We start from the raw sequence: 15,120 nt of genomic DNA on the forward strand, positions 1-15,120 counted from the left end.
AAATCGATCTCTTATGAAGACTGAACAAGTTGATGTATTGGTAATAGGAGCAGGTCCGGCAGGAACAGTAGCTGCCTCTATTATTCATCAGGCAGGATATAAGGTAAAAGTGGTGGAGAAGCAAAAGTTTCCCCGTTTTGTGATCGGAGAAAGCCTGTTGCCGCGCAGCATGGAGGCATTGGAGGAAGCTGGATTTATTGAGGCCATTAAGGCGAAAGGTTTCCAGCAGAAGTTTGGCGCCAAATTCGTAAAAGGGGAGGCACTGTGTGATTTTACTTTCCAGGAACAATATACGCCGGGATGGACCTGGACCTGGCAGGTAACCCGCGCCGATTTTGATAAAACATTGGCCGATACAGTAGAAAGTATGGGAGTACCCGTAGCCTATGAAACAACTGTTACCGGCATCCGATTCAATGGTTCCGATTCTGTAACAACGATAGAAGATAAAGATGGCCAGCAGTCTGAGATAGCCGCCCGCTTTATTGTGGATGGCAGCGGCTATGGTCGTGTGATACCCAAACTGTTTAACCTGGAGAAAAATTCCAATCTCCAGCCCCGTAAAGCGTTATTTGCCCATACGGTGGATGTACGTCGTTCCATGGCCGATGAACCTAATCGTATAACGGCAGTGGTGCATCAAAAAGGCGTTTGGATCTGGATAATTCCTTTCGCTACCGGGATTACGTCCCTCGGATTTGTGGGAGATCCGGAATTTTTTGAACAATATCCCGGTACGGATGAAGAGAAATACAGGGCATTGCTGGAAGCAGAACCCTATACCAGGGAGCGTTTCCGCGATGTAGAACTGGTATTTGAACCAAGGATATTGCAGTCGTGGTCGGCCACTACCGATAAGTTTTATGGAGATGGATTTGTGCTGACAGGGAACGTGACAGAATTTCTGGACCCGATTTTCTCTTCTGGTGTAACTTTGGCCTGCGTTTCTGCACAAACCGCTGCGAAGCTGGTGATCCGGAAACTGAAAGGAGAAGCGGTAGACTGGGAAAAGGAATACATGGAACCAACCATGCAGGGCGTAAATACATTCCGCTCCTATGTAATGGCCTGGTATGAGGGAACGCTGGACACTATTTTCTTCAAAAAAGACGCTGATCCGGTGATCAAAGGGCAAATATGTTCAGTATTAGCAGGTTATGTGTGGGACATGAGCAATCCGTTTGTGAAAAATCATGATACCGCGCTGAAACGGCTGGCCAGGACCATCGAATTAACGGAAAAATTAAAAAGCAGTTCTGAGATTGAATAGCGAGTTGGCATATATTACAGGTAGTTGTATCATTCGGCGTAACCAGGTGTTCTTAAACGGCGCCTTATTATGGGAAGCAGATCCGGGGCTGGAGCTCACAGATTTTCTGCGGGCGGGATATGACCGTTTTTCCGGTCAGTATCCGAAGTTTCACAAAATGGACGCCCTCAGCAAATTAGGTTGGCTGGCGGCGGAAGTATTGCTGGAAAACACGGATATCCACAGTCTCCCGCCGGAACAGGCCGGCATGGTATTATCCAACCGGAGCAGCAGCCTGGATACCGATTTGCGTTACTATGCCACCGTGAAGGATTTTGCCAGTCCTGCGTTGTTTGTATACACATTACCCAACATTGTAATGGGAGAGATATCGATCCGGCACGGTTTTAAAGGAGAGAATACTTTTTTTGTAACTGATACCTTTGACACCGCGCTACTGAGTACTTACCCGGCGCAACTGCTGGCCGAAACACCACTGCAGGCCTGTATTGCCGGTTGGGTGGAAGTAATGGACCAACAATATGAAGCAGCATTATTCCTGGTAGAAAATAAACAGCGGGATAACGCCATTGCCTTAACAGCGGCGGCTTTATCGTCGCTATATCAACAATAAACAGTTAATAACTTTAATCAAATTACATTGGAAAAGTTGATGGCGGATCTGAAAGCGCAGATCATAGAACAATTGAATTTACATGAGGTAGCACCGGAAAGTATCGGCGATGATCAGCCGCTGTTTTCCAAAGAAGGGTTGGGGCTTGATTCTATCGATGCGCTGGAACTGATTGTATTGCTGCAACAGCATTATAACATCCGCATTGCCAACCCTGAAGAGGGACCAAAGATTTTTCAGTCCGTGCGTACCATGGCTGAATACATTACTGCCAATCAAACCATCAAGGCATGAGTGAAAAGGTGTGGATAGCAGGTGGTGGCGTGATCAGCGGTATAGGGCTGGATGTACCTGCCTGTATACAGTCGTTCCGCGATATGCAACCAGGAATGGCTGCTATGCAGTACCTGTCTTCTGTGCATCGCAATACCTTTCCGGTAGCGGAAGTAAAAGCTGATAATGCTACCCTGGCTGATATGGCCCGTATGCCGGAAAATATCAGCCGTACGGCCCTGCTCAGCATGATTGCTGCCCGCGAAGCGTGGCAGTCCTCCGGGTTGGAAGATATTTCCCATTACCGGGTAGGATTTGTGTCGGGTAATACGGTAGGCGGAATGGATAAAACAGAAGATTTCTTCCCGGACTTCCTCGCCAATCCCCGTGGTGGCCGTTTGCACCAGGTAGCTCACCACGAATGTGGTAGCATTACCGAGCTGGTAGCCGATATGCTGGGTATCCGTCACCATGTGTCTACCATCAGCACAGCCTGTTCTTCCGGCGCTAATGCGCTGATGTATGGTGCCCGCCTGATTCGCAATAATATCGTGGATGTAGTGATTGCCGGTGGCACCGACTCGCTCACCCGCTTTACCCTGAATGGTTTCAATACCCTGATGATCCTCGATCAGCAGCCTTGCCGCCCTTTCGACGACACCCGTACGGGACTCAACCTGGGTGAAGGCGCGGGGTATGTGGTGCTGGTATCCGACAGCCTGGCCGCTCAATTGCAGCCATGGTGCCGCCTAAGCGGCTTTGCCAATGCCAACGATGCCTATCATCAAACGGCCTCCTCCCCCGATGGCACCGGCAACTACCTGGCCATGAAGGGAGCGCTGGATATGAGCGGCGTACAACCGCAGCAAATAGGCTATATCAACTTACATGGTACCGGTACACAAAACAATGATGTATCGGAAGGAATAGCGATCAATAAACTCTTTGCGCCGCATTTCCCGGCTATGAGCTCTACCAAGTCATTCACCGGACATACATTGGGGGCTAGCGGGGGAATAGAGGCGGTATTTTCGGCTCTCGCGGTAAAAGAGGGAATCATCTATCCCAATGCCCGTTTTGAGCATCAAATGAAAGAATTACCATTTGCACCAGCTACTACTTTTTCTACCGGTCATGACCTGCAACACGTCATGTCCAACTCGTTTGGGTTTGGAGGAAATTGTTCCAGCCTGGTATTTTCTAAAGTGTAACGCTGCTAAAAAGTTAACGACTACATGAATATCTACATCAATGGCACCGGTTGTATATCTCCGCAGGATACTGCGCAGGGAGGGCCTTTGCTGGCTGCTCCCAGGGAGTATGAACAAGTGAGGCTGGCCACCGTAGATCCGGATTATAAGCAGTGGATTGACGTAAAACAGATCCGTCGCATGAGCCGTGTGGTGAAGATGGGCGTAGCGGCTGCCAACCTGAGTCTGGAGGCCGCCGGCATCACCTTGCCGGATGCTATCATCACCGGCACCGCCTACGGATGCCTTGACGATACCGGCGTGTTTTTAACCAAAATGGTGAACCAGCAGGAAGAAATGCTGACGCCAACCGCCTTTATACAAAGCACCCACAACACCGTAGCCGGGCAGATAGCCTTGCTGCTGGGATGTAACGGGTACAACAATACTTTTGTACACCGCGGATTTTCTTTCGAAAATGCCTTGCTCGATGCTATTATGATCTTAAAAGAAGGCACGGCAAAACATATACTGGCCGGTGGCATGGATGAAATTACCAACTACAGCCACCAGGTATTATCCCGTTTCGGCATTTATAAGAAAGCGCCGGTAAAAACAATGGAGTTGCTCAACAGTCCCGATACCGGCACCATTGCCGGCGAAGGCGCAGCCTTTTTTGCGTTGGGCGCTACCAAAGACCCAGGCACGGTAGCGGAGTTAACAGGTGTAAGCACCCTGTACAAACCGCTGTGGGAGGGAGAAGTAATTGGTCATATCATGAAATTCCTGGAAGAGCACCGCTGTACGCCAGCCGACATAGACCTGCTGGTAACCGGCAGAAATGGAGACATTGACCAGGATGAAATGTATGAAGAAGTAGCCGCCGCCTTGTTTCCCGATCATGCAGAAGCCAGCTTCAAACATCTCTGCGGCGAATATCCTACCGCTGCGGCCTTTGGGCTGTGGATGGCCAACGCCATTATCGCGGAACAAGCCGTTCCGGAAGCAGCCGTATTCTATGGTCGTGCACCACAAAAAATCAACAGGATTCTATTGTATAACCATCACCAGGGAACACACCATTCCTTTGTACTACTCACCGCATGCTGAATAACAGGATTGTAAATATCATTGCTGTAGTGAGCCTCCTGGTATTATTATGCCTGGACAAGCTCATGGGGTATGATATACCATTCTGGTATTATGGCCTTCCCATACTGATTTACCTGCCCTTTACCATTCATGGCGCCATCAATATTGAAGCTAACTTCTTTATGAAGGTGCAATGCCAGGCAGATACGACGGAAAAGGTGGCGGCCCTGTCTTTCGATGATGGTCCGCAAACGGAATATACGCCTGTTATCCTGGATATCTTAAAAGAAGAACAGGCGCCTGCAGCGTTTTTCTGTATCGGAAAAAATATTACAGGCAATGAATCCTTGCTGAAACGCATTTACCAGGAAGGACATGTAATAGGCAACCACACCTATTCCCATCATTTCTGGTTTGATATGAAACTGTCGGCTAATATGCTGACAGATATGCAACAAATGGATGCGCTTACGGTAGATGCTACCGGCCTGCATCCGCGGCTGTTTCGTCCGCCTTATGGCGTTACCAATCCCAACCTGGCCAGGGCCGTAAAAGCAGGCAACTACCTCCCGGTGGGCTGGAGTGTCCGCTCCCTCGATACCGTAGCCAAAGATGGAGAAGCACTGTTGCACAGGATATTAACACAACTCAAACCCGGCGCCGTTATCCTGCTACACGATACCTGTAAGATAACCGCCGCTATATTGCCACAACTGATCCGCGATATCCGCCAACAGGGATACCGGCTGGAGAGAATTGATAAAATGTTAAACGTGAGAGCTTATGTGTAAATGGATTTTAGTGTTGCTTTGTTCCGTAGCAAGCCTGCAAATACAGGCGCAAACAGGGTTTAAGCCGGTGGCCGACCTGGCCCCGCTGAAACAGCAGTTTGCCGCCGCTGCGCAACGCACCCAGAGCATTCAATGCGATTTTGTACAGGAAAAAAACCTGAGCATGCTGTCTGATAAGATTGTATCTAAAGGCAAGTTCTGGTTTAAGAAAGATAATAAGGTAAGAATGGAATATATGCAGCCATCCTATTACCTGCTGGTCATCAACGGGAAAGATATCCGGATTAAAGATGCCCAGAAAGAGAATAAAGTGTCTGGAAAGAGCAATAAGCTGTTTGAACAGATCAATAAAATTACCGTTGACTGCGTACGTGGAACAGTACTGGATAACGCCGACTTCACCACCAAGGCTACTGAAAATAACCAGTCCTACCGCCTGGAGCTGACACCGGTAAACAAAGTAATGAAAGAATATTTCAAAACAATTGTGTTACTGGTAGACAAGCAGGATTATTCTGTATCTAAAATTACGATGGCAGAATCGTCTGGTGATGACACGACCATTAGTTTTTTACATAAACAGCTGAATGCAGCTATTGCCGATGCGGTATTTTCGGTTAAGTAATATTGTCTGGATCGCTTTGCTGATGACCAGCTGCCGCTCGGTGTACAAAGGCCTGCAGCCTGCCGCCGGTGATGTAAACTGCATCCGGCAATTCAGTCCGCAGTTTACGTCTTCGCTGTATAGTACGCAGGTCGACATCTTAAAGCATCATCTCAGCGGCCTCCTGTTTTTTAAACAAATGCCGGATAGCAGTACCCGCGTGGTATTTGCCAACGAAATGGGATTTAAGTTCTTTGATTTTGAATTTGATAAAAACGGGCAGTTTACCAAACACTACCTGATGGCCAAAATGGATAAGAAAGCCGTGGTGAAAACATTGCAGCAGGATTTTGCACTGGTGCTGCTGCATCCGGATCTCACCCAGGCACATGTAGCTACGGATAGCCGTTACCGTTATGTGGTATTACCAACGGAAAAAGGGAACAACTACTACATTACCGATACTACCTGTACACAGCTGGTAAGGATAGAAAAATCATCCCGCCGTCGCCCCGCTGTTACGGTGTGGATGCAGCATTACACGAATGGCGTGCCCGATTCGATCAACATCCGTCACGAGCACTTCAAATTCAATATCTCCCTGCAAAAGGTAGAAAAATAATATCAACATCATTTAAATCATCACACTCCATGTTAGCAGGCAATTTTTATAACGTTACAGCGCAATCCCAGGAACCAGGACAGGTGACCACTACCATTGAACTGAATGCGGGACATCCCATTTTTCAGGGTCATTTTCCTGAACAACCTGTGGTGCCCGGCGTATGCATGATGCAAACCATTACAGAAGTACTGGAGAGCGCGCTGCAAAAGAAGGTCACCCTGAAGAAAGCGAACCAGATGAAGTTCCTGCAAATGATAGACCCGGTACAACAGCCCCTGGTAGATGTATCCGTGGTGTATAAAGAAGAAGAGAACGGCTGGAAAGTAACGGCTACCCTGAAGCGGGAAGACAAAACATTTATGAAATTCCAGGGTATATTTAACTAAGTGGCGAACGCACCTACACATAACGACCATTTTGAGCGTCACCGCGCGGCGGTGCTGATTCCTACGTACAACAACGCAGGTACCCTCGGCGCGGTATTATCGGAAGCGCTTACCTACACCAGCCATGTAATAGTGGTAAATGATGGGGCCACCGATGAAACGCTGGCGGTACTGGAACAGTATCCCCATCTGCAATTAGTGTCGTATAGCCCTAACCGTGGTAAAGGCGCTGCCTTGCGCCGCGGATTTTCCTATGCGCTGCAACAAGGATATCACTACGTGATTACCATGGATGCCGACGGACAGCACTTTGCCACCGATTTGCCAGCTATGGTGCAACAGATAGAGGAGCAGCCGGAAGCATTGATCATTGGCGCGCGCAACCTGCAACAGGAAAATATGCCCGGTAAGAATACTACCGCCAATAAAATATCTAACTTCTGGTTCTGGGTAACCACCGGGTTGAAAGGACCTGATACACAATCCGGCTATCGGCTGTATCCCCTGCTCCGCATGGGGAAAATGAATTTCTTTTGTACCAAGTACGAATTTGAAATAGAAGTGCTGGTACGCAGCGCCTGGAAAGGTATTAAAGTGAACTGGACACCGGTGAAAGTGTACTATCCGCCGCCGGAAGAGCGGGTATCGCATTTCCGGCCGTTCCGCGATTTCGTCCGGATATCGATACTTAATACGGTACTGGTACTGGTAACTTTCCTATATATCAAGCCCCGCGACTTTATCCGTTTCCTGTTGAAAAAGGAAAACTGGAAGCGGATGTGGAAAGAAGAAGTGCTGAAAGCGGAAGAATCTAATGTCAGGAAAGCAGCGTCTATAGGCTTTGGCGTGTTCATGGCCATTATGCCTATCTGGGGCGCGCAACTACTGGTAGCGATACTGGTATCTATTAAATTGAAATTGAATAAAGCATTGGTATTGTTGTCGGCGCATATCAGTACACCGCCGTTTACTCCCTTCATTATGTTTGCCGGTTTTTACACCGGTCGCATCTGGATGGGGCAAACCGCGAAAGACCTGGTATTTAAGGATGGTATTACCTTCCGGACCTTCCGCGACAATATGCTGCAATTTATAGTGGGCAGTGTTACACTGGCCGTACTGGCGGGCATCGCCGCCTGGCTGCTGAGTTGGATGTTGTTGGGAATGTTTAGAAAAGAAAAAAAAAATGGGTAGTCTTTTTGTAGCGATATATAACTTTTTTGAACAGCGCAAAGGCTGGCTGTGGTCCTGTACCCTGCTCAGTTTTTTGCTGGTGGGATATTTTGCTGCCAAAATTAAGCTGGAAGAAGATATCACAAAAATACTACCGCAAGATAAGAAGCTGGATAAACTGCAACAGGTATTCCAGGATTCCCGCTTTGCAGACAAGCTGATTGTCACCATCTCTCAAAAAGATACTACACAGGCGGCACAACCCGACAGCCTTACTGCCTATGCTGCGGACCTTGCTACACAGGCCGGCGCCCAGCTGTCGCCCTATATCAAACAAATACAATCGCAGGCGCAAGATTCCATGGTCATGGGATTGATGCAGGTGATACAACAACATCTTCCCATCTTCCTGGAAGAAAAAGACTATGTAAAGATAGATAGTTTATTGCAGCCTGCTAAGCTGCAGGAATCGCTGCAATACGATTACAACACTCTCATCTCACCGGCGGGACTGGTACTGAAGAAGATGATACAGGCCGACCCGGTGGGCATTTCCTGGATAGGCATCCGGAAGTTGCAACATCTCCAGGTGGATGATCAGTATGAACTATATGACAACTATGTGATCACAAAAGATCATAAGCATGTGATGATCTTTATTACACCGGCTAATCCACCGGGAGCAACGAAGATTAATGCGCAGTTCCTGCAGGGACTGGATAAAATAAAAGATAGCCTGGACCAGCATTACCCCGGCGTAGCAGCGTCTTATTTTGGAGGTACTGCGGTATCGGTTGGCAATGCCACCCAGTTAAGACAGGATACCTTTTTAACACAGGGCATTACCATTGTGTTATTGGTAGTATTGATTGCCCTGTTTTTCCGGAAGAAAAGATCGCCGGTACTGGTGATGTTACCCGTGATTTTTGGTGGCCTCTTTTCACTGGCCTGGATATATGCCGTAAAGGGACATATCTCGGTAATGGCCATGGGGGCTGGTGCGGTGGTATTGGGTATTGCCGTGAACTATTCGTTGCATGTATTTAATCACTACCGCCATTCGCATGATATCCGGGAAGTGATCAATGACCTGGCTATGCCCATGACCCTGGGCAGCTTTACCACCGTAGGCGGTTTTCTCTGTTTGCAGTTTGTAGAATCGCCCATGCTGCGCGATGTGGGATTGTTTGCAGCGCTTAGCCTGGTAGGGGCGGCCTTATTTTCATTGGTATTCCTGCCTCACTGGATAGTGATTGGGCAACATGCACAGCAGCAGCACACCCACCACGATAACTGGCTGGATAAGTTATCGGCTTACAAACCGGAGAAAAATAAATACCTGGTAGGCGCTATTTTCCTGCTCACCATTGTATTCTTTTATACTGCGCGCAACGTATCTTTTGAAAGTGACATGATGCGCATGAATTACATGACGCCGCAATTGAAGGCAGCAGAAGCACACCTCAATGCGGTGAACGCTTATATTGCCCAGTCGGTATACGTAGTTTCTGATGGGCATAACCTGGAGAGCGCCCTGGAAAACGGGGAGCAGCTGATGCCGGTAATACAGCAGTTGCAGGAGAAAGGAATTGTAAAAAAATATGCCGGCGTACAGTCGTTGCTGTTATCTGAAAAAGAACAGCAGACACGCATTGATCGCTGGAACCGCTACTGGCAGGCTGCCGACGCCAACAAACGAGCAGCTTTGCTCGCTTACCTGCGCCAGGAAGGCACGCGCTTCGGCTTTAGCGCCACCGCATTCAATAACTTTGATGAGTTACTGCATAAAGACTTTCAGCCGTTGTCGCCAGAGGCGGTAAAGACCTTGCAAAGTGGCAACCTGGGCGATTTTATTATACAAAAGAATGGCGCTACGTCGGTAGTAACACTGTTGAAGGTGGATCCGGCGCATAAACAGGCGGTGTACAACGCATTGGAAAACCTGCGGGGCACTACGGTGCTGGATAAGCAATACGCAGCAAACAGGCTGGTAGAAGTGATCAAAGATGAGTTTAACAGCATCGCCTGGATGACCTCCCTGCTGGTGTTTTTCGCCCTATTGCTGTCGTACGGCCGCATTGAGCTGGCGCTGATTACCTTTATCCCGATGGCCGTGAGCTGGATCTGGATATTAGGAATTATGGGATTGTTTGGTATCAGGTTTAATATTGTCAATATCATCCTTTCCACGTTTATTTTTGGTTTGGGAGATGACTACAGCATCTTTATGATGGACGGGCTGTTGCAGGAATACAAGACCGGCAAGAAAACCCTTTCTTCTTTCAAATCCTCTATTTTCCTGTCGGCCATCACTACCATACTTGGATTGGGCGTGCTGATCTTTGCGAAGCATCCTTCACTGAAATCAATTGCCCTGATATCTATTATCGGGATCAGTACGGTGGTATTGATTTCCCAGGTGATTATCCCATTCCTGTTCAACTGGCTGATCACCAACCGCGTAAAAAAGAACTATGCTCCCTGGACCCTGAAAGGGTGGTGCTTATCGGTATTTTCCTTTATTTATTTCACGGTAGGTTGTCTGTTGTTGACGGTCATAGGCTCCCTATTGATCCGCTTAAATCCTTTCAATAAGGAAAAAGGTAAACTATTATACCACCGCATTCTTTCGGCCTATACACGTAGCGTATTGTATATTATGGGGAATGTGAAGAAGCGTGTTGTCAATCCCGCCAATGAGCAGTTTGAAAAGCCGGCAGTTATCATCAGTAATCACCAGTCTTTCCTGGATATCCTGGTATCTACCATGCTGCATCCCAAGGTGATACTGCTCACTAACCAGTGGGTATGGCGTTCGCCGGTATTTGGGGCGGTAGTGCGGCTGGCCGACTATTACCCGGTAGCTGATGGAGCGGAAGGGGCTATTGAGAAATTAAAACAACGCGTGGCAGAAGGTTATTCCATCGTGGTATACCCTGAAGGTACCCGTTCTCCCGATCCTGTTATCAAGCGGTTTCATAAAGGCGCCTTCTATATTGCTGAACAACTGGGACTGGATATAGTACCCATTGTTATTCACGGTACCGCCTATACGATGAGTAAGGGCGATTTCCTGCTGAAAGATGGTACCGTAACGGTTAAATACCTGCCGCGTATTACGCCACAGGACACGTCCTGGGGGGATAACTATAGCGCACGTACGAAAAGTATCAGCCGGTATTTCAGACAACAGTACGAAGTGTTGCGGGCAGAAATAGAGGTGCCGAAATATTTCCGGGAGCAGCTGAAGTATAATTACATTTATAAAGGGCCGGTGCTGGAGTGGTATATGCGGGTGAAAACCGCCATGGAAAAGAACTATGAGCTGTTTCATGAATTGCTTCCGACAACCGGTCGCATCCTGGATATAGGCTGTGGCTATGGTTTCATGGATTATATGCTTACCTGGACAGCGCCAGGGCGTGAAATTACCGGTATCGACTACGACGAAGAGAAAATAGCTACGGCGGCCTGGTGTTACCAGAAGCCGGGACAGCTACAGTTTATTCACGGCGATATTTCCCAAACGCCGTTTGAAAAATACGATGCCTTTATTTTAAGTGATGTATTGCATTACCTGCAGCCTGCGGCACAGGAAGCCCTGTTGCAGCAGTGTATACGCAGGCTTACCCCGGATGGCGTTATCGTGGTACGCGATGGCGACAGTGACATGGCCAAAAGGCATGAAGGCACGAAGTTTACAGAGTTTATGTCTACAAAAGTGTTTGGATTTAATAAAACGGGTAATCAGCAGTTATCGTTTTTTTCCGCTTCACATGTGCGTAACCTGGTCAGCAAATATGGTGCGGTAGCGGAGCAGATAGACAACACCCGGTATACCTCGAATGTAATATTTGTGATAAAAAAACTTCCCCAAAAAAATTATGCACAGCTATGATGTCATCATTATAGGCAGCGGCCTCGGAGGCCTTGTTTGTGGCGCTATCCTCAGCCAGCACGGCTACCGTGTTTGTATTTATGAAAAAAACCGGCAGGCAGGTGGTTGCCTGCAAACCTATTCCCGGGAAAAAGTCATCTTTGATTCAGGCGTACATTATATTGGTGGCCTGGCTCCGGGCGAAAATCTCTATAAAGTATTTAAATACCTGGGCATCTACGATCAGCTGAAGCTGAAACGTATGGATATGGACGGCTTCGATCATATCAGCTTTGCCGGGGATGATAAAATATACAAACTGGCTCAGGGCGAGGAAAACTTTATCCGCACCCTGCTGGCCGATTTCCCGGAAGAAGAAGCCGCGCTGCGGGCCTACTGTGATAAGATCAGTGAAGTATGCAGCAAGTTCCCGCTGTATAATCTCCGTACGGGCGACTATGAAGAAAAACGCAGTGTACTGCAGCTCAATACCGCCAGCTACTTACGCAGTATTACCAGCAACGAAAAATTACAACAGGTATTGGCGGGCAACAACCTGTTATACGCCGGCATGGCCGAAAAAACGCCTTTTTACGTACATGCGTTGGTGTTAAACAGCTATATGAAAAGCTCCTGGAAATGCGTGGATGGCGGCTCCCAGATAGGGAAGCTGTTATGTCGGCGTATCCGGGAAAATGGGGGCAACATTATCCGGAATATGGCAGTAACCGCCATCCAGGGAGAAGGCGACCAGGTAGACCATATTGTTTTACAGGATGGCACCCGCGCCAGGGCCACTCATTATATCTCTAATCTGCATCCGGCGCAAACGATGGCCATGACCCATAGCGATACGCTCCGGAGCGCTTATCGCAACCGCGTACAGCAACTGGAAAATTCGGTAGGCGCGTTTGTATTGAACGTGGTGCTGAAACCCGGTACATTCAGGTATCTCAACTATAATCATTATTACCATGCCACTCCTGATGCCTGGGCGGGCATCGACTACCGCGCGGAAGAATGGCCGCAAACCTATGCGATGTACGTATCGGCCAGCTCCCGGCATGAAACCTATGCCGATAGCCTGTCGGTAATGACGTATATGCGGTATGCCGAAATGGGGCCCTGGCAACATACCATCCATACTGTACTGCAACCGGAAGGCCGGGGCGCAGACTACGAGGCATTTAAACAACAAAAGGCAGACCTGCTGATCGATTGTGTGGAAAAGCAATTCCCGGGATTCCGGAACTGTATACAATCGTATTATGTGGCTACACCATTGTCGTACCGCGACTATATCGGTACCGGGGATGGCAGCATGTACGGCATTATGAAAGATAGCGCAGATCCACTGCGGACTATGATATCGGCCCGTACCAAATTATCCAATTTGTATCTTACAGGTCAAAACCTGAACTTGCATGGAATTTTAGGAGTGACCATCAGTGGGGTGATTACCTCGGCAGAATTGCTGGGCATGGACTTCCTGGTGGATGAAATTAATCAGTCAATATCAATATAAAGTGAAACAAAAGAAACGAAGCGGCTGGAAAAGATTAGGACGCATACTTTTATATATCATCGGGTTTTTCTTGCTGCTCTTTGTGGGATTGGCAGTTTACCTGGTGGCCGTGAGCAAAATGCCGCCGCCCGTGGTGACAGATCAGCGCGCGTTGCAGCTGCAACGCAAAGAGCTGGACAGTACCTGCTATACACTCGGTAACAACTGGTTTCGCAAGAGCAACAGTGGCCTGTATGAAATGTATGTAGAAGGCGCGCCTTTTGAACGCGGGGTAATCAATGGTAAATTGTCCGGAGAGTTGATCCGCCGGCAGGAAGATGTGTTTGTGGCCCAGTTCAGTAAAATGGTGCCCTCCAAGTTCATGCTTCACTTCCTGAAATACTTTATAGGCTGGTTTAACAGGGACCTGACCAGTCATGTGCCGGAGGAGTTTAAGGAAGAAATTTATGGAGAATCATTTTCCGCTTCTCCCAACTACGATTACATTGGTACCAACTATTCCCGTTTGATGAACTATCATGCGGCACACGATATAGGACATGCACTGCAAGGCATGATGCTGGTGGGTTGTACGTCTTTTGGCACCTGGAACGATCAGTCGGCCGACAGCAACCTGATTATCGGGCGCAATTTCGACTTTTATATGGGCGACGATTTTGCGAAAGAAAAGATGGTAGTGTTCTATCGCCCGGAAAAAGGGCATAAGTTCATGTTTGTAACCTGGGGCGGTTTTACAGGAGTCGTATCCGGTATGAACGACCAGGGCCTGACAGTGACCATCAATGCCGCTAAAACCAGTGTGCCTACCGCTGCTGCTACACCGGTATCGCTGGTAGCCCGGGAAATCCTGCAATATGCAGGTAACATCTCCGAAGCCTGGAATATAGCCAGCAAGCGGGAAATGTTTGTGTCGGAATCTTTCCTGGTTGGCTCGGCTGCTGATAACAAAGCGGTGCTCATCGAAAAAACGCCGCAGGGCATGGATATGTACAGCTCTGGTAAAAACACCATTACCTGTACCAATCACTTCCAGGGCGACACACTCGGTAACCTGGCGTCGAACAAGCTCCAGATGAAGGAAAGTGCATCGGAATACCGTTATGAAAGATTGAAAGAGCTGATGCAGGAAAACGGGCCCAATACAGTACAAAAAACAGTGAACATCCTCCGCGACCGCGGTGGTTTACATAATGCCAATATTGGCCTGGGGAATGAAAAAGCCATCAACCAGTTGATTGCCCATCATTCCATCGTATTTGAACCTAAAAAACGGATGGTGTGGGTATCTACTGCACCCTGGCAACTGGGGCAGTTTGTGGCCTACGATTTGAACAAAATATTCAGCATGCACGGCCTGGATTCCGATCATGAGGTATATGATAGCGCACAAACTATTCCGGCCGACAGCTTCCTGCTATCAAAAGAATATGTTGCCTTCAATACTTACCGGCAGCTGAGAGACCAGATAAAAGAAGGTAAAACGGTAGATATTAACGCATTGATTGCGTCTAACCCCGCATACTATCATACATATGTGCTGGCAGGTGATTATGCGTTTAAGCGCAGGGAGTATGTGGCTGCCAAACAATATTATGAAACGGGTTTAACGAAAGTCATTGCCACCAAAGGAGAGGAGAATCATATCCGTAAACAGCTGGAGTTATGTAATGCAAAATTGCAGGCGAACCACTAAAAGTAACT

13 protein-coding genes are annotated in these 15,120 nt (G+C 48.1%); all 13 read left to right on the forward strand.

Annotated features, from left to right (window positions below):
- The first annotated feature begins 13 nt into the window (after positions 1 to 13).
- The 13 genes from HGH91_RS25495 to HGH91_RS25555 are packed head-to-tail and all read left to right on the forward strand — an operon-like array spanning position 14 to position 15,112.
- The gene (locus tag HGH91_RS25495) at positions 14 to 1,270 is read left to right on the forward strand and encodes an NAD(P)/FAD-dependent oxidoreductase (protein ID WP_168741706.1); all 1,257 of its coding nucleotides are present in this window, start codon (positions 14 to 16) and stop codon (positions 1,268 to 1,270) included.
- Positions 1,263 to 1,883: a beta-ketoacyl synthase N-terminal-like domain-containing protein gene (locus HGH91_RS25500; RefSeq protein WP_168741707.1), complete on the forward strand. Its 621-nt coding sequence runs from the start codon at positions 1,263 to 1,265 to the stop codon at positions 1,881 to 1,883. Before HGH91_RS25495 ends, HGH91_RS25500 begins: the two co-directional genes overlap by 8 nt.
- Positions 1,884 to 1,910: 27 nt before the next feature.
- Complete coding sequence (locus HGH91_RS25505; RefSeq protein WP_145672153.1) at positions 1,911 to 2,177, forward strand: phosphopantetheine-binding protein; 267 nt, start codon at positions 1,911 to 1,913, stop codon at positions 2,175 to 2,177.
- Entirely contained in the window at positions 2,174 to 3,367 is a 1,194-nt protein-coding gene (locus HGH91_RS25510; protein ID WP_168741708.1) for a beta-ketoacyl-[acyl-carrier-protein] synthase family protein, read from the forward strand. Before HGH91_RS25505 ends, HGH91_RS25510 begins: the two co-directional genes overlap by 4 nt.
- 24 nt (positions 3,368 to 3,391) lie before the next feature.
- Positions 3,392 to 4,456: a beta-ketoacyl synthase N-terminal-like domain-containing protein gene (locus HGH91_RS25515; protein WP_211092423.1), complete on the forward strand. Its 1,065-nt coding sequence runs from the start codon at positions 3,392 to 3,394 to the stop codon at positions 4,454 to 4,456.
- Complete coding sequence (locus HGH91_RS25520; protein ID WP_168741709.1) at positions 4,450 to 5,229, forward strand: polysaccharide deacetylase family protein; 780 nt, start codon at positions 4,450 to 4,452, stop codon at positions 5,227 to 5,229. The genes HGH91_RS25515 and HGH91_RS25520 overlap by 7 nt, the downstream gene beginning before the upstream one ends.
- Positions 5,222 to 5,854 carry an outer membrane lipoprotein carrier protein LolA gene (locus tag HGH91_RS25525; RefSeq protein ID WP_168741710.1) on the forward strand — a complete coding sequence of 211 codons (633 nt, stop codon included), beginning with the start codon at positions 5,222 to 5,224 and terminating at the stop codon, positions 5,852 to 5,854. The genes HGH91_RS25520 and HGH91_RS25525 overlap by 8 nt, the downstream gene beginning before the upstream one ends.
- Positions 5,817 to 6,455 carry a hypothetical protein gene (locus HGH91_RS25530; RefSeq protein ID WP_168741711.1) on the forward strand — a complete coding sequence of 213 codons (639 nt, stop codon included), beginning with the start codon at positions 5,817 to 5,819 and terminating at the stop codon, positions 6,453 to 6,455. The genes HGH91_RS25525 and HGH91_RS25530 overlap by 38 nt, the downstream gene beginning before the upstream one ends.
- A gap of 29 nt (positions 6,456 to 6,484) precedes the next feature.
- Positions 6,485 to 6,844: a 3-hydroxyacyl-ACP dehydratase gene (locus HGH91_RS25535; RefSeq protein WP_168741712.1), complete on the forward strand. Its 360-nt coding sequence runs from the start codon at positions 6,485 to 6,487 to the stop codon at positions 6,842 to 6,844.
- Entirely contained in the window at positions 6,845 to 8,038 is a 1,194-nt protein-coding gene (locus HGH91_RS25540; protein ID WP_317166855.1) for a DUF2062 domain-containing protein, read from the forward strand.
- Positions 8,031 to 11,915 (forward strand): trifunctional MMPL family transporter/lysophospholipid acyltransferase/class I SAM-dependent methyltransferase, encoded by a 3,885-nt coding sequence (locus HGH91_RS25545; RefSeq protein ID WP_168741713.1) that lies wholly within the window; start codon positions 8,031 to 8,033, stop codon positions 11,913 to 11,915. Before HGH91_RS25540 ends, HGH91_RS25545 begins: the two co-directional genes overlap by 8 nt.
- The gene (locus HGH91_RS25550) at positions 11,902 to 13,419 is read left to right on the forward strand and encodes a phytoene desaturase family protein (RefSeq protein WP_168741714.1); all 1,518 of its coding nucleotides are present in this window, start codon (positions 11,902 to 11,904) and stop codon (positions 13,417 to 13,419) included. The genes HGH91_RS25545 and HGH91_RS25550 overlap by 14 nt, the downstream gene beginning before the upstream one ends.
- A 1-nt stretch (position 13,420) precedes the next feature.
- Positions 13,421 to 15,112, forward strand: coding sequence for a C45 family peptidase (locus HGH91_RS25555; RefSeq protein ID WP_317166856.1), 1,692 nt, complete (start codon positions 13,421 to 13,423; stop codon positions 15,110 to 15,112).
- Positions 15,113 to 15,120: the final 8 nt, after the last annotated feature.

The sequence above is a fragment of the Chitinophaga eiseniae genome, from assembly GCF_012641265.1.
Lineage (GTDB): Bacteria > Bacteroidota > Bacteroidia > Chitinophagales > Chitinophagaceae > Chitinophaga > Chitinophaga eiseniae_A.